Annotated in this window: 27 protein-coding genes and 1 pseudogene; 11 read left to right on the plus strand and 17 right to left on the minus strand. The window is 60.5% G+C overall.

Annotation, left to right across the window (positions count from 1 at the left end):
• Positions 1–39: 39 nt before the first annotated feature.
• Complete coding sequence (locus A8O26_RS28495) at positions 40–726, minus strand: GNAT family N-acetyltransferase (RefSeq protein WP_064120927.1); 687 nt, start codon at positions 724–726, stop codon at positions 40–42.
• A gap of 224 nt (positions 727–950) precedes the next feature.
• Between A8O26_RS28495 and A8O26_RS28500 the strand changes: the two genes are divergently transcribed.
• Positions 951–1,274 (plus strand): YXWGXW repeat-containing protein, encoded by a 324-nt coding sequence (locus A8O26_RS28500; protein ID WP_064120928.1) that lies wholly within the window; start codon positions 951–953, stop codon positions 1,272–1,274.
• Between the two features lie 43 nt (positions 1,275–1,317).
• Here the strand turns inward: A8O26_RS28500 and A8O26_RS28505 are convergent, their stop codons facing one another.
• From A8O26_RS28505 to A8O26_RS28515, 3 genes are all read right to left on the minus strand, one after another.
• Positions 1,318–1,875, minus strand: coding sequence for a YceI family protein (locus A8O26_RS28505; RefSeq protein ID WP_064120929.1), 558 nt, complete (start codon positions 1,873–1,875; stop codon positions 1,318–1,320).
• Positions 1,876–2,065: 190 nt separating this feature from the next.
• Positions 2,066–3,424: an MATE family efflux transporter gene (locus tag A8O26_RS28510; protein ID WP_064120930.1), complete on the minus strand. Its 1,359-nt coding sequence runs from the start codon at positions 3,422–3,424 to the stop codon at positions 2,066–2,068.
• A 204-nt stretch (positions 3,425–3,628) separates the two neighbouring features.
• Positions 3,629–4,384 (minus strand): hypothetical protein, encoded by a 756-nt coding sequence (locus A8O26_RS28515; RefSeq protein WP_155740698.1) that lies wholly within the window; start codon positions 4,382–4,384, stop codon positions 3,629–3,631.
• 158 nt (positions 4,385–4,542) lie between these two features.
• Between A8O26_RS28515 and A8O26_RS28520 the strand changes: the two genes are divergently transcribed.
• A complete protein-coding gene (locus A8O26_RS28520; protein WP_064120932.1) occupies positions 4,543–5,106 on the plus strand; it encodes a chorismate mutase in 564 nt (187 codons plus the stop codon).
• A gap of 155 nt (positions 5,107–5,261) precedes the next feature.
• Positions 5,262–5,585 (plus strand): hypothetical protein, encoded by a 324-nt coding sequence (locus A8O26_RS28525; protein ID WP_064120933.1) that lies wholly within the window; start codon positions 5,262–5,264, stop codon positions 5,583–5,585.
• 73 nt (positions 5,586–5,658) lie between these two features.
• On the opposite strand, the gene A8O26_RS28530 is transcribed toward A8O26_RS28525, so the two are convergent.
• Positions 5,659–5,994, minus strand: coding sequence for a hypothetical protein (locus A8O26_RS28530; RefSeq protein ID WP_064120934.1), 336 nt, complete (start codon positions 5,992–5,994; stop codon positions 5,659–5,661).
• A gap of 175 nt (positions 5,995–6,169) precedes the next feature.
• Between A8O26_RS28530 and A8O26_RS28535 the strand changes: the two genes are divergently transcribed.
• Entirely contained in the window at positions 6,170–7,840 is a 1,671-nt protein-coding gene (locus tag A8O26_RS28535; RefSeq protein ID WP_064120935.1) for a sensor domain-containing diguanylate cyclase, read from the plus strand.
• 30 nt (positions 7,841–7,870) lie between these two features.
• Here A8O26_RS28535 and A8O26_RS28540 read toward each other — a convergent pair whose 3' ends face one another.
• Positions 7,871–8,959: a polyamine ABC transporter substrate-binding protein gene (locus A8O26_RS28540; RefSeq protein WP_064120936.1), complete on the minus strand. Its 1,089-nt coding sequence runs from the start codon at positions 8,957–8,959 to the stop codon at positions 7,871–7,873.
• 51 nt (positions 8,960–9,010) lie between these two features.
• Positions 9,011–10,312: an NAD(P)/FAD-dependent oxidoreductase gene (locus A8O26_RS28545; RefSeq protein WP_064120937.1), complete on the minus strand. Its 1,302-nt coding sequence runs from the start codon at positions 10,310–10,312 to the stop codon at positions 9,011–9,013.
• A 160-nt stretch (positions 10,313–10,472) separates the two neighbouring features.
• Between A8O26_RS28545 and A8O26_RS28550 the strand changes: the two genes are divergently transcribed.
• Positions 10,473–11,363: a LysR substrate-binding domain-containing protein gene (locus A8O26_RS28550; protein WP_064120938.1), complete on the plus strand. Its 891-nt coding sequence runs from the start codon at positions 10,473–10,475 to the stop codon at positions 11,361–11,363.
• A gap of 27 nt (positions 11,364–11,390) precedes the next feature.
• Here the strand turns inward: A8O26_RS28550 and A8O26_RS28555 are convergent, their stop codons facing one another.
• Both A8O26_RS28555 and A8O26_RS28560 read right to left on the minus strand, forming a co-directional pair.
• Positions 11,391–11,777, minus strand: a complete 387-nt coding sequence (locus A8O26_RS28555) for a c-type cytochrome (RefSeq protein ID WP_064120939.1) — start codon at positions 11,775–11,777, stop codon at positions 11,391–11,393.
• A gap of 87 nt (positions 11,778–11,864) precedes the next feature.
• Positions 11,865–13,196 carry a PLP-dependent aminotransferase family protein gene (locus A8O26_RS28560; RefSeq protein ID WP_064120940.1) on the minus strand — a complete coding sequence of 444 codons (1,332 nt, stop codon included), beginning with the start codon at positions 13,194–13,196 and terminating at the stop codon, positions 11,865–11,867.
• A 91-nt stretch (positions 13,197–13,287) separates the two neighbouring features.
• On the opposite strand from A8O26_RS28560, the gene A8O26_RS28565 reads away from it, so the two are divergent.
• The gene (locus A8O26_RS28565) at positions 13,288–14,181 is read left to right on the plus strand and encodes a DMT family transporter (protein ID WP_064120941.1); all 894 of its coding nucleotides are present in this window, start codon (positions 13,288–13,290) and stop codon (positions 14,179–14,181) included.
• A gap of 4 nt (positions 14,182–14,185) precedes the next feature.
• On the opposite strand, the gene A8O26_RS28570 is transcribed toward A8O26_RS28565, so the two are convergent.
• The gene (locus A8O26_RS28570; RefSeq protein WP_064120942.1) at positions 14,186–15,001 is read right to left on the minus strand and encodes an AraC family transcriptional regulator; all 816 of its coding nucleotides are present in this window, start codon (positions 14,999–15,001) and stop codon (positions 14,186–14,188) included.
• A 132-nt stretch (positions 15,002–15,133) separates the two neighbouring features.
• Between A8O26_RS28570 and A8O26_RS28575 the strand changes: the two genes are divergently transcribed.
• Positions 15,134–15,658 carry a carboxymuconolactone decarboxylase family protein gene (locus A8O26_RS28575; protein ID WP_064120943.1) on the plus strand — a complete coding sequence of 175 codons (525 nt, stop codon included), beginning with the start codon at positions 15,134–15,136 and terminating at the stop codon, positions 15,656–15,658.
• A gap of 109 nt (positions 15,659–15,767) precedes the next feature.
• On the opposite strand, the gene A8O26_RS28580 is transcribed toward A8O26_RS28575, so the two are convergent.
• Positions 15,768–17,213, minus strand: a complete 1,446-nt coding sequence (locus A8O26_RS28580; protein ID WP_064120944.1) for a SulP family inorganic anion transporter — start codon at positions 17,211–17,213, stop codon at positions 15,768–15,770.
• Between the two features lie 157 nt (positions 17,214–17,370).
• Between A8O26_RS28580 and A8O26_RS28585 the strand changes: the two genes are divergently transcribed.
• Together A8O26_RS28585 and A8O26_RS28590 are read left to right on the plus strand one after the other, a co-directional pair.
• Positions 17,371–17,688, plus strand: coding sequence for a DUF7693 family protein (locus A8O26_RS28585; RefSeq protein ID WP_064120945.1), 318 nt, complete (start codon positions 17,371–17,373; stop codon positions 17,686–17,688).
• 51 nt (positions 17,689–17,739) lie between these two features.
• Entirely contained in the window at positions 17,740–18,285 is a 546-nt protein-coding gene (locus tag A8O26_RS28590) for a hypothetical protein (protein ID WP_064120946.1), read from the plus strand.
• A 41-nt stretch (positions 18,286–18,326) separates the two neighbouring features.
• Here the strand turns inward: A8O26_RS28590 and A8O26_RS28595 are convergent, their stop codons facing one another.
• Positions 18,327–18,962, minus strand: a complete 636-nt coding sequence (locus A8O26_RS28595) for a hypothetical protein (RefSeq protein WP_064120947.1) — start codon at positions 18,960–18,962, stop codon at positions 18,327–18,329.
• 129 nt (positions 18,963–19,091) lie between these two features.
• Positions 19,092–19,550 (minus strand): GNAT family N-acetyltransferase, encoded by a 459-nt coding sequence (locus A8O26_RS28600; RefSeq protein ID WP_064120948.1) that lies wholly within the window; start codon positions 19,548–19,550, stop codon positions 19,092–19,094.
• A 144-nt stretch (positions 19,551–19,694) separates the two neighbouring features.
• Here A8O26_RS28600 and A8O26_RS28605 point away from each other — a divergent pair, with 144 nt between their 5' ends.
• On the plus strand, positions 19,695–20,339 hold the full coding sequence (locus A8O26_RS28605) for a TetR/AcrR family transcriptional regulator (RefSeq protein ID WP_064120949.1): 645 nt from the start codon (positions 19,695–19,697) through the stop codon (positions 20,337–20,339).
• 7 nt (positions 20,340–20,346) lie between these two features.
• Here the strand turns inward: A8O26_RS28605 and A8O26_RS28610 are convergent, their stop codons facing one another.
• The 3 genes from A8O26_RS28610 to ggt form a co-directional block, all read right to left on the minus strand.
• Complete coding sequence (locus tag A8O26_RS28610; protein WP_064120950.1) at positions 20,347–21,360, minus strand: lysozyme inhibitor LprI family protein; 1,014 nt, start codon at positions 21,358–21,360, stop codon at positions 20,347–20,349.
• A gap of 93 nt (positions 21,361–21,453) precedes the next feature.
• Positions 21,454–21,987, minus strand: coding sequence for a cysteine hydrolase family protein (locus A8O26_RS28615; protein WP_064120951.1), 534 nt, complete (start codon positions 21,985–21,987; stop codon positions 21,454–21,456).
• 66 nt (positions 21,988–22,053) lie between these two features.
• Entirely contained in the window at positions 22,054–23,781 is a 1,728-nt protein-coding gene (gene ggt, locus A8O26_RS28620) for a gamma-glutamyltransferase (RefSeq protein ID WP_064120952.1), read from the minus strand.
• Between the two features lie 152 nt (positions 23,782–23,933).
• On the opposite strand from ggt, the gene A8O26_RS28625 reads away from it, so the two are divergent.
• Positions 23,934–24,449: a methylated-DNA--[protein]-cysteine S-methyltransferase gene (locus tag A8O26_RS28625; RefSeq protein ID WP_064120953.1), complete on the plus strand. Its 516-nt coding sequence runs from the start codon at positions 23,934–23,936 to the stop codon at positions 24,447–24,449.
• A 22-nt stretch (positions 24,450–24,471) separates the two neighbouring features.
• On the opposite strand, the pseudogene A8O26_RS29630 reads toward A8O26_RS28625, so the two are convergent.
• A pseudogene (locus A8O26_RS29630) lies at positions 24,472–24,603 on the minus strand (GDP-mannose pyrophosphatase); the annotation flags it as partial.
• Positions 24,604–24,840: the final 237 nt, after the last annotated feature.

The raw sequence follows: 24,840 nt of genomic DNA on the forward strand, positions 1-24,840 counted from the left end.
CTGCGCCAGCGCGGCAAGGGCTTTTTGGGGCATAAGCGATCAGTGCACGGTGAGGCGCTGACGCACGAATTCCTCGGTGTGACGGGTGGTTTGATCGAGGTGGCGGTCGCGCTGTTTCTCGGCGTCGAGCATCGCGCGTTTGCCGTTTTTCTGCAGGAGGTAGGTGTGGATCTGCTGCACTTCCAATGAACGATAGATCGGCGTGGTATCGATAAATCCGCGCAAGCCGTTGCTGCGGTAATGCCGGGTGCTCATCAGCACTTGGGTTTCGCGCTGGCCGATCACGGCAAAACCCAGCGCTTCGAAATACGGCACTTTGCCGACCGTACAGGCCAGTTCGACATGCGGGAAACGCGCGACCATTTCAGCGATCATCGCCCGCGCCACGCCTTGGCGACGATGCCCTTCGCGCACCGCCATGTAGGCCACGCTGCACGCCTCCCAATCCCCCTGCACCGGCAGGTACAACAGAAAACCAGTCACTTGCTCGGGATCGTCATCAGCGGTCGCCACCAGCAATTGCACCTCGGTGCCCTTGTCGCCATTCAACGCTTCCAGATACAGATGCACCTCATAGCCAACCGCGTACTGATAGACGTTGTACAGCAGGTTGCTCGGGCCGAGGCCGACCGCACTGATGTCGGTCAGGTAGTCGACGACCATTTGCAGAATCTGGCTGTTGACGCCTTCGGGGCATGGGGATTTGTAATGGGTGATGCGTGGCATGACAACTGAACTCCGGCAGAAAACCGCGACATCATACCCTGTGGGCTGAGCCAGCCTGCATTGGCAACGACAAATCGAAGGTGGCAGCGAGCTGGCTCGCTCCCACTGGGGTTGTCGTGGTGCCTGACAAAAATTTCATCCGCGGCCGGCAGGATCTTTTGCCGATTCGGCGTCCAACTGTTCAGCTGCGTTCACTTTTGCGACGCAGGCCTTGAGGAGTTGTCATGAGCGTTTTGCGTTCCCTGTCCAAATGGCGAAAAACCTTGCTGTGGGTACCGCTGACCCTGGCCACGCTGGCCAGCGCGCCGGTGTTTGCGCAACCGGTGGTGATCGTGCAGCAAGCCCCGCCGCCCATGCGCATGGAAGTGATGCCCGGCGCGCGTCCCGGTTATGTCTGGGACCAGGGCCACTGGCGTTGGCAAGGACGCGGTTATGTGTGGATGCCCGGGCATTGGCAACCGGTGAGGTATGGCGCGCGCTGGAAGCCGGGACACTGGCAGGCACGCGGGCCGAACTGGTTCTGGGTTGAAGGGCATTGGGTGCGTTGACGGCCCAATCGGCTCGCGACGCATATTGATCAGTCAGGTGGCGTCACTGCTGTGGCGCCACCACTTTGAACTTGATGGCGATGTCCTTGGACACCACGCTGTCCGCCCACTCCCCCGCGCCCAGCCCGAACTCGTCGCGCTTGAGCAGCAGTTCACCGTCGAAAATGCCGATGTTGCTGTCCGGTTTCAACTCCACCGGCACCTGCACTTCACGGGTAATGCCCTTGAGGGTGAGCTGGCCGGCGATCAGATAACGGTGCTCGGCAACCTGAGTGAAACGGCTCGACTCGAACACCGCCACGGGAAATTTTGCCGTGTCGAACCACGCCGGTTTCACCAGTTCGGTATTGGCGTCTTCACTGCCGGCGTCAATGCTGGTGAGGTCGATGTGCAAGGTGGTATGAGCGTTGGCGAGGTTGTCAGTATCGAAATCCAGCGTCGCCTCAAACTTGCCGAACGTGCCATACATCCGCGAGCCCATCTGGTTGTAGGTGAAACTGATCTGACTGGCGGTGGTGTTGACCCGGGTGTACTCAACGGCCTGCGCGGCGGGAATGGCGCACAGGGTTAAAGCGACTGCCAGCAGCATGCGGATCGACATGGGGTTCTCCGGGCAGCGCTTTGTCGTCGGGGGGCTCGATTGACTTAAGCAAACATTGGGCGGTTATGCCACTGCCGCCGTGACGGGCGTAGACAATGCCGAGGGCCAGAGGCTTATGCCCTACTGAATGCAAGTACTTCAAGTAGAGTGAATTCGCTGTTGAATACCCCGAGCCCACTCTACAAGTCGATCAAACCAGTCGCTCGATTTTCTGATGCTGCCAGACCAGTTTGTAATACAGGGTCTGCAGCACCAGCATACCCAGATAAGCCACCGGAAACGCCATCCACACGCCCTGCAAACCATACTGCCCATCCAGCCAGTAGGCGGCCGGCAACTGCACGCCGACCACACAGATTATCGCGATGGCCACCGGCACCAGCACGGTGCCGCTGGCACGCATGATCCCGCCGATGATTGCCTGGAAACCGAACACCAACAGGCTCCACAGCATGATGTGCAGCAGATGCTCAGCCATGGCGCGCGTCGAGTCTTCGGTGAGGAACAAGCCCAGTAGCCAGTGCGAGAGCAAATAGCCCAGCACGATCAAGCCACCCGTCAGGCAGACGTTGATCAACAGCCCGGTGCGCAGGATTGGCCCCAGCCGTTCCAGACGTCCGGCGCCGATGGCCTGCGCGCCGAGGATCGACGCAGTGATCGCAATCGACAAGGCCGGGAACTGCACGTAGTTGACGATTTGCGTGACCGCGCCATAGGCCGCTGTGGCTTGCGAGCCGTGCTGGTTGACCAGCGCCAGAATCACCAGTTCGGACAACGACAGCACGATCATCTGCACACCGGTCGGCAAACCGATGCGCAACACTTTGCCGAGGATTGCGCCATCCAGACGCAACGCGGCGAAGAACTCGCGGTCCGGCGCCAGTGGATGGCCCTTGCGAATCAAGCGCCACGCCAGCCACGCCATCGCGGCCAGGTTACCCGCCAGCCCCGCATAGGCCGCGCTCTGAATGCCCATCTGCGGCAAGCCGAACCAGCCACGGATCAACGCCGGTGTCAGCGCCAGGCCGACGCTCGTCGAGACGATCAGCGCCAGCAACGGCGACAGCGTATCGCTGACCCCGCGCAGCAGTTGGGTGAACAGCACGAACACCAGCATCGACGGTAAAATCCACATCATTACGTGCGCATACGCCACCGCATCGTCGAGGACATCGGCCGGCGTCCCCAACCCTGCCAACGCCTGACGCGCGAAGACACTGCCGAGCACCGCAGCCAGCAGACCGATCAATACCCCGAGCAACAACGTTGCCCCGGCGATCGCTTTCACCGTGTGCGCTTCACGCGCGCCCCAGGCCTGACCGATCAACACCCCCGCGCCAGCGCCGAGGCCGATCACCAGCGCAATGAAAAAGAATATGATCGGGAACATGCCCGACACCGCCGCCAATGCCTGAGTCCCGAGCATCTGACCGATGTAGATGCTGTTGACCGTGCCCGACATCGATTGCAGGAAGTTGGACAACACCATCGGCGCCAGAAACAGCAGGTAGGTGTGCCAGAGCGGTTTGGCAGCGGTGGGGGTTTGCATTTAAATGGAGGTCCATCTCGTCGGCTGAAGGGCTAATGGAGGATAGCTTCGGTGAGATGCCGACGCGGTGCAATTAACATTTCCGCGCGGCGTTTATATTTCCCGATAAACCCGGCGTGAACCCGCGCACGACAACACGAATGAACACGCGGCTGTGGTTCAGGGCCGTTTTGCCAACCCCGCACCGTCCGCTCAACTGCCCTTTCAGCGCTTCGGTTTCAGGCGCAAACCATCCGTCTTGCAACCGGCACGCAAGGCATTGTCCAGATCCTCCTGCGACTGTTGGCTGGTCGGCGACGAATAGTCAGCGGCCAGCAAGTAGAAACCTTCCGCCCGCGCCTCTTCGGCTTCCAGCAGGGTCGGCTGAGCCCAGACCTTCATTTTTTCCAGAGCGTCTTCGCCCTCCTTCAGCGGTTCGATGACTCGCTCGAAACAGTACGCGTGATTGATCGCAAACGGATAAACGTCCTGATAAACATCGCCGGCGTTCAACGCTTTGCGCAGCAGGGCTCGACTCTCGTCGTAGCGCGAGGTCTTCGGGATCGTGTTGCTGCAGTTCACGTAGGCAATGGCGCCGATGATCAAGCCTTTCTGCGCCGCTTCGCCATACAGCACACACGCGGTTTCGCGCTTTTTGGTCAGATCGAGGTTGCCCGGATCACCGAACAGGACCATGCGCGCCTTGGTATACAGAGCCGCCGCACTGCCGTCGTTAATGGCTTGCTGCAAGTAACGATCGGTATCGATCTTGTCCTGCTTGATCTGTTCAACCAGGGCCAGCCCCTTGGCTTTGTCGGGTGTTTTTTCCGCCGCCATGGCCACCAGCGTTTGTACGTTGCCCTGCCACTGCCAAAACGCCGTCTGGAACTGATCGAAGGCCTGACTTCCGGGTGCGCTGGCTTGCGCGACAGCGCTGGAACAGAACAGCGCAACCATCAACAGCATGAGTATTCGGGACATTGTGCTTCCTGGCTTTGTGGAGAAATCAACATCAATCGTGGCGTGTGACAAGTCTGTATCGGTCGCCGGCGCCATCAGTTGAGGGAAAGACGTTGATGCCCTCACCCGCCCAACCGTGATAAACAACACGCCCTTGAAGGCCAATCGAGATCCTGCCCATGTTGCAACCGTCACGCCTGCTGAGCTGCGCCTTGCTCGCACTGGTCGCCAGCACCGCTCATGCAACCCCTGCCCCGAAGCCGCTGCGGCCATTGCTGACGACGCTGAACGAACGCCTGAACATCGGCGATCTGGTGGCGCTGACCAAGTGGGACAGTGGCAAACCGATTCAGGACAGCCCGCGCGAGGCACAAGTGCTGGCCAATGCCCGCGCGCTTGCCGCCGAACATTCGCTCGATGCCGAGGACGTCGCGCAATTGCTCGCGGCGCAAATGGAGGCCAATAAACTGGTGCAGTACGGCCTGTTGGCGCAATGGCAGGCAGCAGGTGCAGCGCCGGGAACACAGCGCCCGGATCTGGGCAAACAGATTCGCCCACGGCTGGATGAGCTGCAAACCCGGCTGTTGCAGCAATACGCTGACTTCGCGCCGTATCGTCACGATCCGCAATGTCCGGCCTGGCTGGCCGAGGCACGTCGTGGCCTGACCCGCGATGCGCTGCATGAGTTGGCGCTGGTTCGCGCTACGGGGGAGTTGTGTGTGCGAGCGGTCAAGTCGTCCTGAAGCCACAGCCTGCGGCAGTTCCTGCACGCGTTTCCAGCAGGGTCAGGTAACCATCATTGCTGTCGATGTTCACCATCACGGCAATGAAGTTCTCCTAAAAAATCCTCGGCGTAACATCGGCTCCAGACAAACAACTACCCCTGGAGCACACGATCATGAAACGCCAAACCCTTCTCGGCATCGCATTCTCGGTTTTCGCAGTTAACGCATTTGCCGCAACCCCGGCTCATACCATGGTCGCTGAAGGCGGCTCGGACAAGTTGATTGAAAGTCGTGTTGCCGAGGGTGGCTCGGATCGCCTGATCGAACGCCGCGTCGCTGAAGGTGGCTCGGATCGCTTGCTGGAACGCCGCGTTGCCGAAGGTGGCTCGGATCGCTTGCTGGAACGCCGCGTTGCCGAAGGTGGCTCTGATCGTCTGCTCGAACGTCGCGTTGCTGAAGGTGGTTCTGATCGTCTGCTCGAACGTCGCGTCGCTTGAATCACAGTTTCAAGCGCAATCCCAATAAAAAGCCCGGCCTGATCAGCCGGGCTTTTTTGCGTTCAAACGGTGCTTATTGCACGGTTTTCAACTTGACCACGTCACCGGAGATCTTGGTGGTGTAACCGGTCAGGACCCATGCCCAGAACCAGTTTTCCTGAACCTGAGTGTTGATCATCGCGTCGCCGCCCTTGGCTTTGATCGCGGCATTCTGTGCGCGGACGAAGCGGCTGTTCTGCTGGATCGGGATCACGCCGAACAGCAGCAGGCCGGTGGCGGTCGCTTCGCTATGGCCAATCACGGTGTATTGGCTGCTGTCGTAATGCTGGGTGTTCATCGGGGTGCCGGTGCAACCTGCCAGAACCACACCGAACAGTGCGGCGGCGACTACTTTGCTGAGGTATTTCACTGCAAAACTCCATGGGAAAACGCCCGGGATCCATCTCTCGAGCGGCGCACACTCTACCGAAAATGCTGGCTTATTAACATCAATGCTGGCGAGATTTCATCAAGCCGTTGGCTGGCAGGCGGTTGACGATGTCGCATACCATGGCCGCACTTTTTAATAAGAACAGACCTCGCCCATGCTCAAAGCCAGTCTGCGTAGCCATCTCACCCTGTGGTTTGCCGGTTTGTCCTTGCTGACGCTGTTGAGCGTGGGCTTTTACGTTGGTCATATCGCCACCGAACAAATGAAGCAGGCCAGCGGCAATGCGTTGCTCAATACCGCGCGCTCGGCCGCCTCGTTGTTGGGTGAACAGTTGCGTGAACGGCAACTGGAGGTGTATCTGCTCAGCCGCGCCCCGCATCTGGAACGTGGCGATCTGGATAACCCGGCGATTCTCAAATCAATGCAACTGCGCACCCAGGCCCGCGCCGAGTACGCGTGGATGGGTGTGGCCGACGCCGACGGCAACGTGCATCAAGCGGTGAACGGTTTGCTGGTCGGTCAATCGGTGCAGCAGCGGCCATGGTTTCAGGCCGGTTTGCGCGGCGAATACACCGGTGACCCGCATGAAGCGGTGTTGCTGGCCAAGTTGCTCCCGGGCATGCCAAACGGTGAACCGTTGCGTTTCATCGATTTTGCCGCGCCGATTCACAACGCTGACGGCCAAGTCATCGGTGTGCTGGGCGCGCACGCGCACTGGAGTTGGGTGACGCGCATTGTCGAGTCGGCGGCGTTCTCGCATAAAAACAGCGCGCCGGACATCGAAGCGCTGATCGTCGATCACGACGGCAAAGTGCTGTACCCCGAAGCGCTGATGGGCCAGCTATTACCAACGACTGATTCACGCGCGCCCGGCTGGTCGGTGGGCAATGGTTATCTGACCAGCATGGTCACCGTGCCGACGCCGTCGGGCACCGCGCTGTCGTGGTCGATTGCGGTCCGCCAGCCATTGGAAACCGCCCTGCAACCGGCGCGTCTGCTGCTGTACAAATTGCTCTCGCTGGGTGTGTTCGCCGCTGTACTGTTCGGTCTGGTCGCCTATTACCTGGCGTTGTACCTGAGCCGTCCGATCGAGCAACTCGCGCGCTCGGCCAAGCAGGTGCAGCACAATCAGCCCGGCGCGCACTTTCCGTTGCAGCATCCGGTGCGCGAGATTGCCCAACTTGGCCAGTCAATCGACGCCATGACGCAATCGTTGCTCGGCAAGGAGCGCGAATTGCAAGAGGCCAATGCATCGCTGGAAGCCACCGTGGCGCAACGCACCGCCGACCTGATGCAAGCCAATGCCGAGCTGCTCAGCCTGGCGACGCACGACGCGCTGACCGGCGTTTACAACCGTCGGCGCTTCGACGAAAAACTCACCGAATACACCCTGCTGTCACGCCGCACCGGGCGCCCGTTTGCACTGCTGTTGATCGACGCCGACCACTTCAAACGCATCAACGACAACCACGGCCATGCCGTGGGCGACGAGGTGCTCAAGCAATTGGCCGAATTGATTGGCAGCACCCTGCGCACCACCGATTTCGTTGCGCGTTATGGCGGTGAAGAGTTCGCCGTGTTGCTGCCGGAAATCGCCCAACCGGATACCCCGGAAGTGGTTGCGGAAAAGATTCGCGCGGCGATTGCCGGCGCGCACTTTCCGGTCGTCGAACGGGTGACCGTGAGCATCGGCGTGGCCCTGACCGACCCGGCGGACAACAGCCCCACCGCCCTGATCAAACGCGCCGATCAATTGCTGTATCAGGCGAAAGCGGCAGGCCGCAACCAGGTGGCTTGCCAGGAAAACACCAGCCTGCCACTGTAGGAACAACCTCCGGCGGCGACTATAGGGATTTCAGGTGTTGGTTTTCAGTTTGGTCCACAAGCGTGTCGACAACCGCGCAATCGCCGCCGGCAACTCTTCAACGGTGAACAACTTGTCCATCACGCTTTTCGGCGGGTAGATCGCCAAGTCCTGTTTCACGTCCGGGTTGAGAAACTCATTGGCCGCAGCGTTCGGGTTGGCGTAGTGAATGCTGTTGCTGATGTTGGCGATCACCTTCGGCTCGAGCAGGTAGTTCATGTACGCGTAGCCGTTGTTTTCGTGCGGCGCGCTTTTGGGCATGACCAGCATGTCGAACCACAGGGTCGTGCCTTCGTCCGGAATCGAGTAGGCGATGTCGATACCGTTCTTCGCTTCCCGGGCACTCGCCGCGGCCTGAACGATGTCACCGTTGAAACCAATCACCGCGCAGACGTTGCCATTGGCCAGATCGCTGATGTATTTCGAGGCGTGGAAGTACTGAATGTAGGGACGGATCTTCAGCAACGCCTGCTCGGCCTTTTTGTAATCGGCCGGTTCGTGGCTGTGCGGTGGCAAGCCCAGATAGTTGAGGGTGATCGGCAAAACCTGCGTCGGGTTATCAATGATCGCGACGCCGCACTGGCTGAGCTTCTTGATGTTTTCTTCGGCGAAAAACAGCTTCCAGGAGTGCGTGACGTCGGTGCTGCCGAAGATCGCCTTGATCTTCTCGACGTTGTAACCAATGCCGGCGGTGCCCCACATGTACGGGTAACCGTACTGGTTGCCGGGGTCGTTGACCTCAAGCTTCTGCATCAACAGCGGGTCGAGGTTTTTCCAGTTCGGCAGTCGCGATTTGTCGAGTTTCTGTATCGCCCCGGCCTTGATCAGGCGCGACAGAAAATGGTTCGACGGGCTGACCACGTCATAGCCGGTGTTGCCGGTCATCAACTTCGACTCCAGCACTTCATTGCTGTCGTGGATGTCGTAGGTGGTCTTGATGCCGCTGGCCTGAGTGAAGTTGGCCAGGGTGTCCGGGGCAATATAGCTGTTCCAGTTGGAGATGTTGACGGTGTCTTCGGCATTCGCGGCGGCCGAACCGGCGGCGAGCACGACCGCCAGGAAAAGAGGAGAAATGCGCATGGTCTATCACCTGAGTTGAGTGGTTTTTGTTCTTGTGCAATGTGCGGATGTTCAGATTTCTGTTCTGGCCCTTACCGCCTCCACGCGCATGCGAAGCATGGCACCGATATCGAACAAAGGACGCGGCGGCAGCCAGCCGGGTTCGGCCCGTTGCATCACCGCTTGCAGCAGCGGCGAGTCGAAGCCCGACGCCAGCTCCGCGAGCAGTCGCCCCCATAAGGTGCCGCGTGCGACACCCGAACCATTGCAACCGGCCACGGCAAACACACCCTCTTCCACCCGGTCGAAAAACGCCTGACCGCTGCGGCTCGCACTCAAGTGGCCGGTCCAGGTGTACTGAATATCTGCATCACCGAGGAACGGAAAACGCCGTTTCAAGCCGCGCACGTGGTGCTGGCGGCGTTGCGTGAGGTCACTGCTGGAGAGATCGCGCGTGCGGTATTCGGCGGTGTTGCGGATCATCACCCGGCGATCCGCGGTGAGACGCACGGTGGCCCCGAGCGGCCGGGTCGACAGCACGCCCCAAGGCTCTACAGCGCCGATCGCCTGAAATTCCTGATCAGTGAGCGGTCGAGTCAGGCTGGCGCTGAGTTCCATCGGGAAGGTCGCGCTGTCGGCGATCCCGACTCGCGGAATAAAGGCGTTCAGGCACACCAGCACCTGCCTGGCTTCAATGCTGCCATCGGCGGCATTGGCGCGCAGGCGTCCGTGGCTCAAACGTTCCAGGCCGGTGATGTCCGTGTTCTCGTAAACCGTGACATTGCCCGGCAAGGCGTTGAGCAAACCTTTGACGTACTTGGCCGGTTGCAACAGCGCGTTGCCACTACCGCAGCAGATCGCCGCCTGGTAATGGCGGGTGCCGAGCTTTTGCGCCAGCGCTGCGCCCTGCAAAAACTCAGCCCGGGCACCGAGGGCGCGCAACGTCGCCAGTTTCGCGTCGACATGGTCGAGCTTGCGCGGGTCGCTGACGGCGAAGTAATAACCGCTGTCACGAAAGTCGCAGTCGATGGCATACCGGGCGATGCGTTGCCGCACTTCGGCACTGGCCGCGCGGGAAATCATCGTGTCGGTTTCAAATCCGCCGAACCCTGGCATGCCAATCAGCTCGCCGGTTGCCGGATGCTCATGGGCCACGACGAAACCGGAGTTGCGCGCCGACGCGCCCTGCGCCGCCCGCTGCCGATCGACGACAACGATGCGCGCCTGCGGGTGCAGTTCAGCGAGGCTATGGGCGGCGCTGAGCCCCGTAATACCGCCGCCGATCACCAGCCAATCGGCTTTTTGTGCGCCCATCAGGCAACCGCGCTCTGGTGAGCCGCCAGCCTGTGCGATCCAGCCGCATACGTTGTCCATGCCACACCTCATTCGATTGTTGTTCTGCGGCTTGCTTCTGCGCTGCACTCATGCGTGAATCGCATGCCCGGCTACAGAAGATCACCGCCAGAGCTAGAATCTATAAGGTCTTTAGCTGAGCGACCAACGCTATAAAATCATCGAACCATTCTGGAAACGCATGGATAAAATTCGCCACGTACCGTCTCTGCAAGCCATGCAAGCACTGGTCGAAGTCGCTCGTTGCGGCAGCTTCACCACGGCGGCGCAAACGCTGTGCCTGACCCAAAGCGCGGTGAGCCGGCAGATCCAGCAACTGGAAAGCCACTTTAAAGTCGCGTTGTTTGTCCGCACCAGCCGAAGCCTGCGCCTGACTGCCGAAGGCGAACGGGTGTTGGCCAGCGCGCGCAGCATTTTCGACCAGTTGCGCACCCTCGAAGAGCACCTGACTCCGCAGAAGCGGCCCTTTCGCATCCGCATGCATGTGTCGCTGGCGGTGCGCTGGCTGCTGCCCAGACTGAGTGAGTTCTACCTGAGCCAGCCCGAAGTTGCGCTGGCAATCGAAACGGTCGCCACCGAAGTTGTCGAACCGGGCAACGACAGCGAAGCCTATATCGTGTATTTGTCGCAGCCGTCGACGGAGCCGGAGTGCCTGACGCTGTTTGAAGAATCGCTGGTGCCGGTGTGCTCGCCCGATCTGCGAAACGCCCCGCGCACGGTAGACGAACTGCTGGGTTTCGCGCTGTTGCATCGCTCGGCGGATCGTCAGGCGTGGATCGAATGGCTGGCGGCGAATCAGGGAAAACCGCTGGAAGAGTACCGGCACATTCCGTTCAACCTTGATGAGTTGGCACTGGATGCGGCGGCGCGCGGGTTGGGTGTGGCAGTCACGGACATGACGCTGGCGGCAGAGTCGATCGAGCGCGGATTGCTGGTGATCCCGTTTGGTCAGCCGTTGAAAACGGGCGGCGTTTATGCGCTGTGCCTACAGTCCTTTGCGCCAACCCATCCGGCTTGTGCATCGGTCCTGCAGTGGTTCACCGAGCAGGCCCGCCTCCCTGCACCCTGGTAACTTCAAACACCCTCGCACCCCCGGTTTTTATTGCGCAAAGCTCTGCAAATACGCCAACAGGTTGTCGAGTTTTTCCTCGTCGCTGAGCCCCCAGAAAATCATCCGCGTGCCCGGCACCACGCCTTTCGGGTCCTTGAGGTACGCCGTCAGTGTGTCCCGGTCCCAGGTCACGCCGGAGTTTTTCATTGCATCGGAATACACGTAGTTCGCCGAGGTGCCCGCCTTGCGCCCCATGATGCCGTTGAGTTGCGGGCCGAATCCCGGACGGGCGGACTCGCCGACCTGATGGCAGCCACCGCACAAGCGCGGGAAGATTTTTGCCCCGGCCTCGGGGTCGCCGGCGGCGTCGGCGGTTGTGCTGAACAGGCCGGCGGTGAAGATCAGAGTGAGCGTCAGGGCAACGGTGTTTTTCATCGGGCAATCCAAAGCAATGTCGTGCAAAGGTGGCAAGGCTACCATTTGTGGCGAGGCCGCTTGTGCTCGCGCCGCCGGGGTCGGTTTTTACAGGTAAGCGGCAATGACTTTTCTGACCGTGGTCAGTGCTTGACGTAACACGTCCAGCTCCACCGAGCCCAGCGCCAGACGAATCGCATGCGGCACATGCGCCGACACTGAAAACGGCTCGGCCGTGGTCACCGAAATCTGTTCGTGCATCAATTCCATGACGATGTGATCGGCACGCACATCTTCCGGCAACGGCAGCCACACAAAGTACGAGGACGGATGACCGATGCAGGGCAAGCCTTGCAACAACTCGGCGGCCAAGGCCTGACGGGCTCTGGCGTCATTGCGTTTTTGCTCTTCAAGCAGGATCACCGTGCCGTCGTCGAGCCAGCCGCAGGCCATCGCGGTCATCACCCCCGGTGTGTTCCAGGTGGTGGCGCGGATGATCCGTTCCAGCGCCGGCACGGTTTCGAGCGGCGCGGCAATGAAGCCGACGCGCAGGCCAGTGGCGATGTTTTTCGACAGCCCTGAGACGTACACCGTGCGCTCGGGTGCCATGTCGATCAGCGTTCGCGGCGGGTTGTCCACCAGAAAGGCGTAGGCCGCGTCCTCAATGATCGTCAGATCATGCCGGCGGGCGATCGCCACCAGTTGTTCGCGCTGTTCAATCGGCATGACCCAACCCAGCGGATTGTGCAAGGTCGGCATGCTATACACGGCACGTACCGAGCGGCTGCGGCAGAGTTTTTCCAGCGCCGCAAGGTCCGGCCCGTGTTCATGGACCGGGATCGCCACCACCTCCAGATGCAGTGCTTCGGCCAGCACCTTGAAACCGGAATAGGTCAGCGCATCCGCTGCGATCACATCGCCGGGTTTGAGCAGCGCCATCAACGTCACCGCCAGGCCCTGCTGCGCGCCGTTGACGATCAACACTTGTCCGGCGTCGACGCTCACTCCTCGGCTCAGCAGGTGCCGCGCCACCGAAGCGCGTTCGTGCTGGCGACCGGCGTGCGGCTGATAACGCAGCAATGCCTCAAGGTCGCCGGACAGAGCCAACTGGCGCAACGCCGTGCGCAACAGTTCGGCCTGACCGGGCAGCGACGGGTAGTTGAAGTTGAGGTCGACCATGCCGACCGCCACGTCCTTCTGATCGATGCCCTGCGCCGGTGACAACGCGGTTTCGCGCACGAAGGTGCCGCGTCCGGTTTCGCCGCTGACCAGGCCCATCGCCTCCAGCTCGGCGTACACCCGCGAGGCGGTGACCAGCGCCAGACCTGCACTGGCCGCCAGTTCACGGTGGGTCGGCAAGCGTGTGCCCGGCGCCAATCGGCCCGCGCGAATGTCCGCCGCGTAAGCATCCACCAGAGTCTTGTAGCGAGCGCGTGGCATGTCGAGATGTATCCATGACAATTTTTTGATTGTGCTGATTCTCAGTCCTAGGATGCGTGCAACGCAACCCCACTTCTGAGCGCAACTTGGTATGCAACGAACCTCGAATCTGAGCGACCCGGCCATGGAAAAAACCAGCGGCTGGATCAATGGCTTTATCGGTGTGGTGATCTTCAGCGGCTCACTGCCGGCCACGCGCCTGGCGGTGCTGGAGTTCGACCCGGTGTTTCTCACGGTGGCGCGCGCGACCATCGCCGGGCTGTGCGCAGTGGCGCTGTTGTGGCTGTTTCGCGAACGCCGCCCGGCGCGTCGGCAGTGGTGGTCGCTGGTGATCGTCGCGCTCGGTGTGGTGCTCGGTTTTCCGTTGCTGACCGCGCTGGCGCTGCAACACGTGACGTCGGCGCATTCGATTGTGTTTGTCGGGTTGCTGCCGCTGGCCACGGCGATTTTCGGCGTACTGCGTGGCGGTGAACGACCGCGTCCGGTGTTCTGGATCTTCTCGATTCTCGGTAGCGCACTGGTGGTTGGCTTCGCCTTGTCGCAAGGTTTGAGTGCCTCGCCGACCGGTGATCTGCTGATGCTCGCGGCGATTCTGGCCTGCGGTCTCGGTTATGCCGAAGGCGCAAAACTGTCGCGCACCCTCGGTGGCTGGCAGGTGATCTGCTGGGCGCTGGTGTTGTCGCTGCCGGCGATGGTGCTGCTGAGTCTGTGGCTGGCGCCCGCGGCGGTCAGCACCATCAGCCTGTCCGCGTGGTTGTGCCTGGGTTACGTCTCGCTGTTCAGCATGTTGATCGGTTTTGTGTTCTGGTATCGCGGCCTCGCTCAGGGCGGTATCGCGGCGGTCGGTCAGTTGCAGTTGCTGCAACCGTTTTTCGGTTTGGCCCTGGCCGCGACATTGCTGCACGAACACGTCAGCGCCGGCATGCTGGCCGTGACATTGGGCGTCATCGGCTGTGTCGCCGGGGCGAAGAAATTCGCCAGATAATCCCTCAGGAAGCGGCCTTCCATTCGCGCGGACTGAGCCCGGTCTTGCGGCGAAACGCCCGCGCCAGCGCCGAAGGGTTTTCATAGCCGACCTCTTCGGCGATCAAGGCCATCGGCTTGCCCTCGCGCAGACGTTTCTGCGCGAGGCTGACCCGCCAGCTCAGCAGATAATCGGCCGGTGTTTGCCCGACAACACGGCGAAACTGCTCGGCAAAACCGGCACGGGACAAGTTGGCCGTGGCCGCCAGTTCGGCCACGCTCCAGGGTTTTTCCGGTTGTTCGTGCATCACGTTCAAGGCGCGCGACAGGCGCGGATCGGCCAGCCCGGCCATCATCCCCGGCGATTGCTCGCTGCCGCTGATGAGGTGGCGCAGCAGCAGAATTACCAGCAATTCGAACAGTCGATCCATCACCGCCACCCGACCGCAATGCGCTTCGAAAGCCTCCTTGAACAGCCACTCGAGGGTGCCCGTCAGTTCTGGAATGTCCGTGAGTTTCAGCACCAGATAATCCGGTAGCGCCGCCGCCAGGGCATTGCCGGAACCGCCGTCAAAGGTCAGCGTCGCGCAGACCACTTCGCTGTGCATGGCCTCATCGGCAAACATCCGATGGGGAAAGGGTCGGGGAAAGAAGATCAGCGACGGTTCGCTGAGCCTGATCTCGCGTTGATTGCCGGATTTAACCAGCAACTCACCGGCCCGCAACAGGTGCACATGCCCGACCGGTTCGTCTTCATGAACCGCGATGCCGCACAACGAGCCGCTGTGGAAGGTGCCGGCATTGACGCCGAAATGGCTGAGTAGCGTAGACAGGCGATCCATGGGTCACTCCGGCAAACATATCTGGACGATCTGCCGCATATCCTCGACGATTTGCCGCCAAAGCGCCAGCCTCGACCCATAACATGGCCTGCATCCCCGGCGCACTTCGCACCGGACTTTCGGAGCATCACCATGAGCCGCATCCACGCTATCAGCCTCGACACCGCCACCGACGCCAGCCGCCCTGTGCTGGAAGGCGTGAAGAAGAAAATCGGTTTCCTGCCCAACGTCTTCACCACACTGGCCAAGGCCCCGGTGGCCCTGGAAACCTACGTTCAGGCTTCGGCGATCCTCGGCAAAACCTCGCTGAGCGCCAAGGAAAAAGAAGCGGTCTACCTCGCCACGTCACAGGTCAACGGCTGCGATTACTGCCTGGCGGCGCACACGCTGTTTGCCGGCAAGGCCGGTTTGTCGGCAGAGGATATAGTTGCGGCGCGTCACGGTGAGCTCAACGCCTACGCCGCCCTCGCCCGCCAGTTGACCGAGAGTCGCGGCCATTTGAGTGACGAGCAGATCGCCGCGGCCCGCGCTGCCGGTATCGACGACGTGAAGATCATTGAAGTGATTGCGCTGGTCGCGGTGCAGAGCCTGACCAACTACCTGAACAATGCGGCGCTGACCGATATCGACTTCCCGGCCATCGACAACAGCATCTGAAATACACAAACCAATGTGGGAGCGAGCCTGCTCGCGAAAGCGTCGGATCAGCCAACATCAATGTTGAATGACCGGCCGCCTTCGCGAGCAGGCTCGCTCCCACCCTTAATCAGTGGTGTTCTTCGCCGGCGCGCTTGAGCAGTTTCTTGCAGCGTTCGGACAGATGGAACACCTGCAAATGCTTGCCCGCCTTGGCGTAGCGTTCACGCAAGGTTTTCAGCGCGGCAATCGCCGAGTAATCGACAAAGCTCAAATGCCGGCAATCCAGCGTCACTTTCGCCGGATCATTGGCCGGGTCGAATTGGTTGAGAAACGGCGTGGTCGAGGCGAAAAACAACGTACCGTGCAGGCGGTAGAGTTTGCTGCCGTCGGCTTCCAGATGCTGATCGGCATACAGTTCGCGCGCCTGCTGCCAGGCAAAGTTCAGCGCGGCGATGATGATGCCGCACAGCACCGCCGTGGCCAGATCGGTGAACACGGTGATGGTGGTCACGGCAATGATCACCAGCACATCGTTGAGCGGCACTTTGTTGATCACGCGCAACGACGCCCAGGCGAAGGTCTGCTGCGACACCACGAACATCACCCCGACCAGCGCCGCCAGCGGAATCCGCTCGATCAGCGGCGACAGAAACAGGATGAACAACAGAATCAGCACGCCGGCCACCACACCGGACAAACGCCCGCGCCCACCGGAGCTGAGGTTGATCACGGTCTGGCCGATCATCGCGCAACCGCCCATGCCACCGAACGCGCCACTGACCATGTTCGCCGCGCCCAGCGCCACGCACTCACGATCCGGGTAGCCACGGCTTTCGGTGATTTCATCGGTGAGGTTGAGGGTCAGCAGGGTTTCCAGCAGACCGACCAGCGCCATCAGGATTGCGTAAGGCGCAATGATGCGCAGGGTTTCAAAAGTCCATGGGATGTCCGGCAACGCCAGGGTCGGCAGGCCACCGGCAATGTGCGCCATGTCGCCGAGGGTGCGCGTCGGCAGGCCGAACAGGTAGACCAGCAGACCAACGCCAAGAATCGCCACCAATGCCGGCGGCACTGCGCGGGTCAGGCGCGGCAGGATATAAACGATGGCCATGGTCAACAGCACCAGCCCGGTCATCAGGTACAGCGGCGTGCCACTGAGCCACGCTTCACCGCTTTTGAAATGTTCCAGCTGCGCCAGCGCAATGATGATCGCCAGACCGTTGACGAAGCCGAGCATCACCGGGTGCGGCACCATGCGCACCAGTTTGCCCAAACGCAACAGCCCGAATGCCATCATGATCAAACCACCGAGCAGCACCGTCGCCAGCAGGTATTGCACGCCGTGTTGCACCACCAGCGCGACGATGACCACGGCCATCGAGCCCGCCGCTCCGGAGACCATGCCCGGCCGGCCGCCGAACAATGCAGTCAACGTACAAATAATGAAGGCGCCGTACAGGCCCATCAGCGGGTTGAGGTGGGCCACCAGCGCAAACGCAATGCATTCGGGCAACAGGGCAAACGAGGTGGTGAGTCCGGCCAGGACATCGGCGCGCAGACGAATCGGTTTCATGGTTTACCTGACTGAGCGGCCGACGAGCGCGGCCGCGAGTGTTCGCAAAAAAGAGGGTGGCGAATGTTACGGAATTGTCGGGGAGCGGGCCAGTGATCGCTGACACTGGTCAATCTGCGCTTTATGCTGGCGCGCTCCCGTTCCCATTGAGTTCAACATGTCTGCATTGCTGACCGCCCGTGAAGTTTGCCAGCGTTTGCGCGACGCTGCGCTTGGTGTGCTTGCGTGCAAAGTCTGCGAGGCGCCAGCCGAAGCGGGACTGATCGCGGTCGATATCGAGGGCTGGTACCTGCTGCTGGATTTTTCCGGGGGGCGGTTACATCACTGTGAATACGCACGCGATGGCGATGGACAAGAAGGCGCACTGGACAGCTGGCAGCGATATGGCACGGATCCGGTGAGTTTGCTCAGTACCTGGGAACTGGCGCAGATCGAGCAATTGCTGAGCGCACAGACAAACGAGGTTGCCCAATGATGGCACTCTGCCCATAATTCGCGCCCCTACATTCCCACGCAAGGAACTGCCGTGAACAAGTCTCTGTTGTTGATCCCGATGCTGGCGCTGCTACTGCAAGGTTGTGGCATGACCATGACCCGCTATGAGCCGAGCTACGAAAACGTCCAAAAGCTCAAGCAGACCCCGCCGCTGCATGCGATCAGCAATCCTCAGGTCACGGCCGAAACCGGTGAAGGCTCACTGTTCGTTCGCGCCAACCCGGTTTACTCGCCCTCCGGCAGCATCCCGGCACATATTCAGGACGCCATCAGCGAAGAACTGCGCAAGGCCGGCCTGCTTGATCCACAGGCACAGCGTCAGTTGAAAGTGCGGGTGGTGAAGAACCAACTGTCCGCCGGCATGGGCACTGGCGACGGTGAACTTGCGGCGCGTTTCACCCTGCTCAACGGCAATGACGTGGTGTACGAGGCGACCAAAAGTGTCACCCGTCAGTGGAGCAGCAGCTTCTTCGGTTTCATTGCGATCCCGAACGCGGTCAATGCTTACAACCCGATGTTGCGTGATCTGCTGAAAGATCTGTACAGCGATCCGCAGTTCATCCAGGCGCTGAAATGACCGACAAAAAAAGAGCCGCAATCGCGGCTCTTTTTTTGCCTTCAAGCCCGCGGAGTGCGGGTTTCGAGAGCCGAGTATTTGAGGCTGTTGTTGTCGATCATCTGCTTGAGCAGCGCGTTGACCTGACGGGTGAACGTGTCATTCACAGCTTCCTTCGGCGTGTTGGCCATCAGCGGGATGAACCAGATACCAAACCAGGTGCCGACCGCGTCGTGATTGCTGGCGGTGGTCAGGGTCTGGCCTTGCTGGTCGAGATTTTCCAGGCTCAAGGTGTACTGATCGGTGCCGTAAGCCGGGATCACCATCATGCTGAAACCGCTGATGAACGCCAGCACCATGGAACCGGCATTGGGCGGATGGTTGTACATTTTCAGGCGCAGGCTGTAGTCGCCCGGCTGCTTCTGGAATTCATCCAGCGTGACACGGCCGAACAGACCGGAGTCAGTGAGGATCTTCTGCAGTTGTGGCTTGAGTTGATCGCGCGCTTGCGGCACTTCAACAGCGGAGCCACTTTTCGGCTCGCCCTGATAGAAATCGAAATCGACATAGACGTTTGGCTTGTTGGCGTAATTGACCATCGACGGCAGTGTCACCGGCGCCACTTCATCTTTGGTAAAACTGGCACAACCGCCCAGCGTCAGTACCAGCCCAAGCGCCAGAATTTTCCCGAATTGCATGATGTCCGTCCCTATGTGAACAAAACCAAATGATGGCAATGCGCCTCTATTGCGGAGGCCGGGCGGATTCTAGAGAGAGCTGTCGTCGGGCGAAAGCCTGAATTCGGAAAATTAACGAAAAAATTTTGCTCAGCCCTGCCGCAAATCGAGAAGGTAGGTGTAATACCCCGAGTCGCGTACGTAACCCAGTGACTCGTACAGACGTTGCGCGGTGACGTTATCGGTGGCGGTTTCCAGCACCAGTCCTTTGGCACCCGTCTGCAGGGCAAAGTCCCGCGCGGTGTTCATCAGCAACCGTCCGACGCCCTGCCCTCGGGCGGCGGGGGCGGTGAACAGGTCGCTGAGCAGCCAGGTGCGGTGGGCGTCGATGGACGAAAATGTCGGGTACAACTGGACGAATCCCAACGCGGCACCGCTGTGATCCTGAGCGAGAAAAATCGCAGATTCATTGCCGGCCATGCGTTCGGCGATGAAGGCGCGTGATTGCTCGAGGTTCGGCGGTTGCTTATAAAAGCCCCGATACGCATCGAACAACTGCGCGACAGCTTCCAGCTGTGCCGAGCTTGCCCGCTCTACCTGAATGTTCATGTCCCCGCCTCGTTTGCCATTAAATGATCGAACCAGCATAGCGCTGCCCATCGACTTCGCTGGATCGACCGCTATATAGTTTTGTATATTACGAAACCAGAATCGTCAGAACCTTGCCATGCCGTCCATTTATTCCGTGTTTCCATGAGCGCCATACGAGTACGCAACGAGCAGTTGATCCTTGCCGCCGCCAGCGAAGAGTTCGCCGTCAACGGCTTCGACGCCACCCAGACCCGCGACATCGCGGCTCGCGCCGGGGTGCCCAAGGCCAATCTTTATTACTACTTCCAGACCAAGGAAAACCTCTACGGCAAAGTGCTGCTGGGGTTTGTCGAACCGTTGCTGGAAGCCTCGGCAGTGTTGCGCGAAAGCGATGACCCGCTGATTGGCTTGCGCGCCTACGTCGCCGCGCGGATTCGCATTGCCCGGGAACATCCAGCGATTGCCAAGGTGTTCAGTGGTGAATTGCTGCTGGGCGGGCGGCAGTTGCCCGACGAATGTCGCGACCTGCTGCACGCCGAGGCGCGGCGCAACGTCGAGTGTTTGCGCAGCTGGATCGAGCGCGGCTTGCTGGCGCCGGTGGATCCGGAGCATCTGATGTTGTTCATTTGGTCGGCGACGCGCACCTATACCAACATTGGCTGGCAGATGGGCTGCATCACCGGGCGGCCCGAGCCGCAGGATGAGGATTATCAGACCGCGGCGGACACGATTACCCGAATGGTATTGGAGGGCGTGGTGATGGCGCCGCGGGCCGGCGAGATTCGTGGGGTTTTGTTTGCGACGTGAGTGCGCCTCAGGGCATGAAGTCCACGGGCAGTTGCAGATGATCTTTCATGCGGTCATTCCAGGCTTGCAAGGCCTCAGGCAGGCGGGTTTTCCAAGGCGCTGCGTTGGTGTAGTAGCGCAGGCGCGAGTGCCCGGTTTCGTCGTAAGTCACCAACAGCACCCAGAAACGCGCGTCACTGCCTCGCATCACAACACCGGTGCCGCCCAGGCCGCGCATCCACATCTCGGCAACCTCACTGCCTGGCACGTCGCGTGAAGGGTCAGCGGCCATCAACGAGCCGGATTTTTCCACCAGCGTTTGGTAATCGCCCTTGAGTAAAGCGTGCAGCATCTGGTTCTCGGCCGGCGTGCGCGCCAGGCCCAGGCTGAGCATGTCGTAATCCAGCGTCAGCGCTTGCTGCGAGGCGACATAAGTGCCGGAGTAGTACACGCCCATTCCGCCGCCGCAATCGGCATCCGCGCCGGCTTGCGAAATATTCAATACGCCATTGATGGGGGTGAAGTTCAACGCGCACTCACCCTGCACGTAATGCGCTTCGCCGTTTTTGAGCGTGGCGACGCCGTCGAGATTTCCGGAGTTGGCCCCCTCGGCCGCCTCGATCTCAAAGCTGATGTGCGCAGCATCACGGCGCCGAGTGGTCAGGGTCGCCGCCGTTGAGGTGCCTGGCGGGATCAGTTGCCATGTCGCATCCCAACTGAAGGGTTGGGTCGCGTGTTCGAGTTCGCTCAGGCGCATCAAATACTGTCGGCGCAAACAGGCCGCCCGGTCGCCACAGGCGTTACGACTTTTCAGCCATTGGCGCTGATCGGTCTTGAGCGCTTTCGGATCGGGAACGTTGGCCAGGGTTGAGCGCCAGCGCTCTGCCAGTTGCTCGTCAAGTTGCGAGAGATCGGCGTTGGCGCAAATGGCTTTTTCGGTTTTGCTGGCGGCGCTGGCGCAATCGAAACTGCTGGCGTGGGCGGAGCAGGCAAGCGCAAGGGCGGTCAGCACCAAGGCGTGACGCAGGGAGGTAGCGAACATCGAGAGATTCCATTCTTCGGACGGCGCGCAGTATGCCAGCGCTGCTGTCGGAAATCCCCGATGTCGTAAACCTTGCGAGCTTTGTTTGCGCTGTCAGAAGGCGATGTCGGCTGCGGGTTTGACGTCGATGCGGCCCGTAGCGCCAGTCAGGTGGGCAAGGTCCTTGTTATGTTCGGCGATGATGTCTTCGGCGCTGATATTGCCGTTGTCGACGGTGGAATGCGCGTCGGCGGCGAGCACCACGTCGTAACCCAGTTGATGGGCCTGACGCACGGTGGCGTTGACGCAGTAATCGGTTTGCAGACCGCAAATGACCAGACGTTCGAAGTCTTCGCCGGGCAGCAGTTTGCGCAGGTCGGTCTGGTAGAACGAATCCGGCGTGGTCTTGCGTACGCGCAGGTCTTTCGGCGATGTCTCAAGCCCTTCGGCCAGTTGCCAGCCCTCAGCACCATGGGCCAACGGGCTGCCCTTTTCTTCGTGCTGAATCAGCACAACAGGCACACCCGCCTTGCGTGCGCGAGCGCTGAGTCCGTTGATGGTGTCGATCACGCGATGGATGTCATGGCATTGATATTCGCCCGAGCAGAGGGCGCGCTGGACGTCGATGATCAGTAATGCGGCGGTCATGATGAGCCTTCCTTGATCAGTCCTTGAGACAGGGGCGGACCTGAGCCCGCCCCCTTTTTACCCCGCTCAGTAACCCAGTGACAAGCCGGTATTGCGCCGTGGATCATTGGCGCCATAGAAGCGGTTTTTCCCGACCGGTTTGCCGCCCAGCGACGGCGCGCCGACCAGAATCGCGGCGATGTGGTTGGCATCCTGGGGCCCTGCAAACTTGTGGCCCCAGCTCTCGAGGATCTTCTTCGTATCGGGGCTGGCGGCGAAGTCTTCGAGGTTGGTTTCCTCCGGCATCCATTGCTGGTGGAAGCGCGGTGCATCGACCGCTTCCTGCAAGCCCATGCCGTAGTCGATGACGTTGAGCATGGTCAGCAAGGTCGCCGTGATAATCCGGCTACCGCCCGGCGTGCCGACCACCATGACCACTTTGCCGTCCTTGGTGACGATGGTCGGGCTCATCGACGACAGCGGCGCCTTGCCCGGGGCGATGGCGTTGGCCTCACCCTGCACCAGACCGTACATGTTCGGCACGCCAACCTTGGAGGTGAAGTCGTCCATCTCGTCGTTGAGAATCACCCCGGTCTTGCTCGCCATCACGCCCGCACCGAACCAGTCGTTGAGGGTGTAAGTCACCGACACCGCGTTGCCCCACTTGTCGACGATCGAATAGTGGGTGGTGTTGCTGCCTTCGTGCGGCGCGACACCCGGCTTCAATTCGGCCGAGACACCGGCCTTCTGTGGCTGGATCGCATCACGCAGTTTGGTCGCGTAGTTTTTGTCGAGCAGGTGCTCGATCGGATTCTTCACGAAGTCCGGATCGCCGAGGTAGCTGTTGCGATCGACATAAGCGTGGCGCATCGCCTCGATCTGGTAGTGCATGCCCTGGGCCGAATGGAAGCCCAGATCCTTCATCGGATAGCCTTCGAGGATGTTCATGATCTGACAGATCACCACGCCACCGGAACTTGGCGGCGGCGCCGAGACCACGTGGTAGCCGCGGTAATCACATTCCACCGGGGCCAGTTCGCGGGTCTTGTATTTGTCGAGGTCGGCCTGAGTGATGATGCCCTTGTTGGCCTGACTGGAGGTGACGATCGCATCGGCCACCCAGCCTTTATAGAAACCATCGGCGCCCTTCTCGGAAATGCTCCGCAAGGTTTTGCCGAGGTCTTTCTGTACCAGTTTCTGCCCGACCTGCATCGGCTCGCCGTTGTGCAGGAAGATCGAGCCGGAATCGCGCATGTCCTTCTTGAATACATCGGTGGCGTATTCCAGCAATTCGACATCGCCCTGCTCGAGGGCAAAGCCGTCCTCAGCCAGTTTGATCGCCGGAGCGATCATCTCCTTGCGCGGTTTGGTGCCGTACTTGCTCAGAGCCAGTTCCATACCGGAGACAGTGCCCGGCACGCCGACGGCCAAGTGGCCACGGGTGCTCAGATCAGGAATGACATTGCCGTCCTTGTCCAGGTACATGTTGGCTGTCGCCGCCAGCGGGGCTTTTTCGCGGAAGTCGAGGAAGGTCTTGCGCCCGTCCGCCAGTTGAATGGTCATGAAACCGCCACCGCCCAGGTTGCCCGCAGCGGGGTACACCACCGCCAGCGCATAACCCACCGCAACGGCGGCATCCACCGCGTTGCCGCCGCTTTTCAATACGTCGACACCGACATGCGTGGCCAGGTGTTGCGCGGTGACCACCATGCCGTTTTCCGCAGCGACCGGCGCCACCGAAGCGGCGTGAGCCATGAGGCAGCTGAGCGCCAGTGAGGTCGCTATCAGCGATTTGGCAAAAGGTTCGTACTTCATGAGTCGATCTCTTTTTTGTTTTTAGGGTCTGTGCAAAACAGAGGGGGAACGCTTCAAGAGCAACAAGCAGTATGGTCGGGTTTGCGTATTGCGCCTCCCCGATCAGGCAGTATGCTGAGCGCCAACCACACCTTGCTCCGGAGCCTGCCGTCATGTCCTGCACGTTCATCACCCTGCCCTCACCTGTCGGTGAACTGAAGCTGGTCGCGAACGGTTCACGACTGGTGGCCATCCTCTGGGAAAACGACAAACCGAACCGGGTGCGCCTCGGGCCGATGGTTGAGGCGCCGGACAATCCGGTGCTGGTAAAAACTGCCCGGCAACTTGAAGAATATTTTGCCGGCACGCGCAATGGCTTCGATCTGGAACTGGATTTCGTCGGCACCGCGTTTCAGAAAAAGGTCTGGGCGGCGTTGCTGACCATCCCGTTTGGCGAGACTCGCACCTACAGCCAGATCGCCGAGCAGATCGGTCATCCTTCGGCAGTGCGGGCGGTGGGTGCCGCTAACGGGCGTAATCCGCTGTCCATTGTGGCGCCGTGTCATCGAGTGATTGGTGCCTCCGGGAAGTTGACCGGGTTTGCCGGTGGGCTTGAGGCGAAAGAGCGCTTGCTGACTCTGGAGGGTGGCGACTGGTCGACGGTTGGCAAAACCGGGGATCTATTCTGAATCAAGCGCCGAACAGTTTATTCATCGCCGCACCGTTACCACGGTCGTAGACCTCACGGGTCTGACGCAGCCACTCGCCGTTGTTGCGGTGATAGTCAAAAGTGATTTTCTTTAGCAGATACCAGTCATGGGACAACACCTGAGTGTCGACGATATTGACCCGCGGCCGTGTTGGACATGACGTCTGATCCTTTTGTCATTGAAGGCTTCCGGGTAGGTAGAAGCCCATTTTGGTGAACGAAAAAACGAAACCCTATACCGCCCTACAAACCATGTCGAAATGCCCTACAGGCATTACCTACTCGCCCGACTTCTTTCCTGTTTGATCCCCCGCAAAGTCCGCGCACCTCTTTTATGTGCGCGAGTGCCTGCCAATGTTTCAACCCGATCG

Source organism: Pseudomonas fluorescens (assembly GCF_001648775.1).
In the GTDB taxonomy this organism is placed as follows: Bacteria; Pseudomonadota; Gammaproteobacteria; order Pseudomonadales; family Pseudomonadaceae; genus Aquipseudomonas; species Aquipseudomonas fluorescens_M.

Bases quoted from the DNA above. Each gene is read 5' to 3' on its own strand.
- A8O26_RS28495 (WP_064120927.1), bottom strand. From the start codon at position 726: ATGCCACGCATCACCCATTACAAATCCCCATGCCCCGAAGGCGTCAAC.
- A8O26_RS28500 (WP_064120928.1), top strand. From the start codon at position 951: ATGAGCGTTTTGCGTTCCCTGTCCAAATGGCGAAAAACCTTGCTGTGG.
- A8O26_RS28505 (WP_064120929.1), bottom strand. From the start codon at position 1,875: ATGTCGATCCGCATGCTGCTGGCAGTCGCTTTAACCCTGTGCGCCATT.
- A8O26_RS28510 (WP_064120930.1), bottom strand. From the start codon at position 3,424: ATGCAAACCCCCACCGCTGCCAAACCGCTCTGGCACACCTACCTGCTG.
- A8O26_RS28515 (WP_155740698.1), bottom strand. From the start codon at position 4,384: ATGTCCCGAATACTCATGCTGTTGATGGTTGCGCTGTTCTGTTCCAGC.
- A8O26_RS28520 (WP_064120932.1), top strand. From the start codon at position 4,543: ATGTTGCAACCGTCACGCCTGCTGAGCTGCGCCTTGCTCGCACTGGTC.
- A8O26_RS28525 (WP_064120933.1), top strand. From the start codon at position 5,262: ATGAAACGCCAAACCCTTCTCGGCATCGCATTCTCGGTTTTCGCAGTT.
- A8O26_RS28535 (WP_064120935.1), top strand. From the start codon at position 6,170: ATGCTCAAAGCCAGTCTGCGTAGCCATCTCACCCTGTGGTTTGCCGGT.
- A8O26_RS28540 (WP_064120936.1), bottom strand. From the start codon at position 8,959: ATGCGCATTTCTCCTCTTTTCCTGGCGGTCGTGCTCGCCGCCGGTTCG.
- A8O26_RS28545 (WP_064120937.1), bottom strand. From the start codon at position 10,312: ATGGACAACGTATGCGGCTGGATCGCACAGGCTGGCGGCTCACCAGAG.
- A8O26_RS28550 (WP_064120938.1), top strand. From the start codon at position 10,473: ATGGATAAAATTCGCCACGTACCGTCTCTGCAAGCCATGCAAGCACTG.
- A8O26_RS28555 (WP_064120939.1), bottom strand. From the start codon at position 11,777: ATGAAAAACACCGTTGCCCTGACGCTCACTCTGATCTTCACCGCCGGC.
- A8O26_RS28560 (WP_064120940.1), bottom strand. From the start codon at position 13,196: ATGCCACGCGCTCGCTACAAGACTCTGGTGGATGCTTACGCGGCGGAC.
- A8O26_RS28565 (WP_064120941.1), top strand. From the start codon at position 13,288: ATGCAACGAACCTCGAATCTGAGCGACCCGGCCATGGAAAAAACCAGC.
- A8O26_RS28570 (WP_064120942.1), bottom strand. From the start codon at position 15,001: ATGGATCGCCTGTCTACGCTACTCAGCCATTTCGGCGTCAATGCCGGC.
- A8O26_RS28575 (WP_064120943.1), top strand. From the start codon at position 15,134: ATGAGCCGCATCCACGCTATCAGCCTCGACACCGCCACCGACGCCAGC.
- A8O26_RS28580 (WP_064120944.1), bottom strand. From the start codon at position 17,213: ATGAAACCGATTCGTCTGCGCGCCGATGTCCTGGCCGGACTCACCACC.
- A8O26_RS28585 (WP_064120945.1), top strand. From the start codon at position 17,371: ATGTCTGCATTGCTGACCGCCCGTGAAGTTTGCCAGCGTTTGCGCGAC.
- A8O26_RS28595 (WP_064120947.1), bottom strand. From the start codon at position 18,962: ATGCAATTCGGGAAAATTCTGGCGCTTGGGCTGGTACTGACGCTGGGC.
- A8O26_RS28600 (WP_064120948.1), bottom strand. From the start codon at position 19,550: ATGAACATTCAGGTAGAGCGGGCAAGCTCGGCACAGCTGGAAGCTGTC.
- A8O26_RS28605 (WP_064120949.1), top strand. From the start codon at position 19,695: ATGAGCGCCATACGAGTACGCAACGAGCAGTTGATCCTTGCCGCCGCC.
- A8O26_RS28610 (WP_064120950.1), bottom strand. From the start codon at position 21,360: ATGTTCGCTACCTCCCTGCGTCACGCCTTGGTGCTGACCGCCCTTGCG.
- A8O26_RS28615 (WP_064120951.1), bottom strand. From the start codon at position 21,987: ATGACCGCCGCATTACTGATCATCGACGTCCAGCGCGCCCTCTGCTCG.
- ggt (WP_064120952.1), bottom strand. From the start codon at position 23,781: ATGAAGTACGAACCTTTTGCCAAATCGCTGATAGCGACCTCACTGGCG.
- A8O26_RS28625 (WP_064120953.1), top strand. From the start codon at position 23,934: ATGTCCTGCACGTTCATCACCCTGCCCTCACCTGTCGGTGAACTGAAG.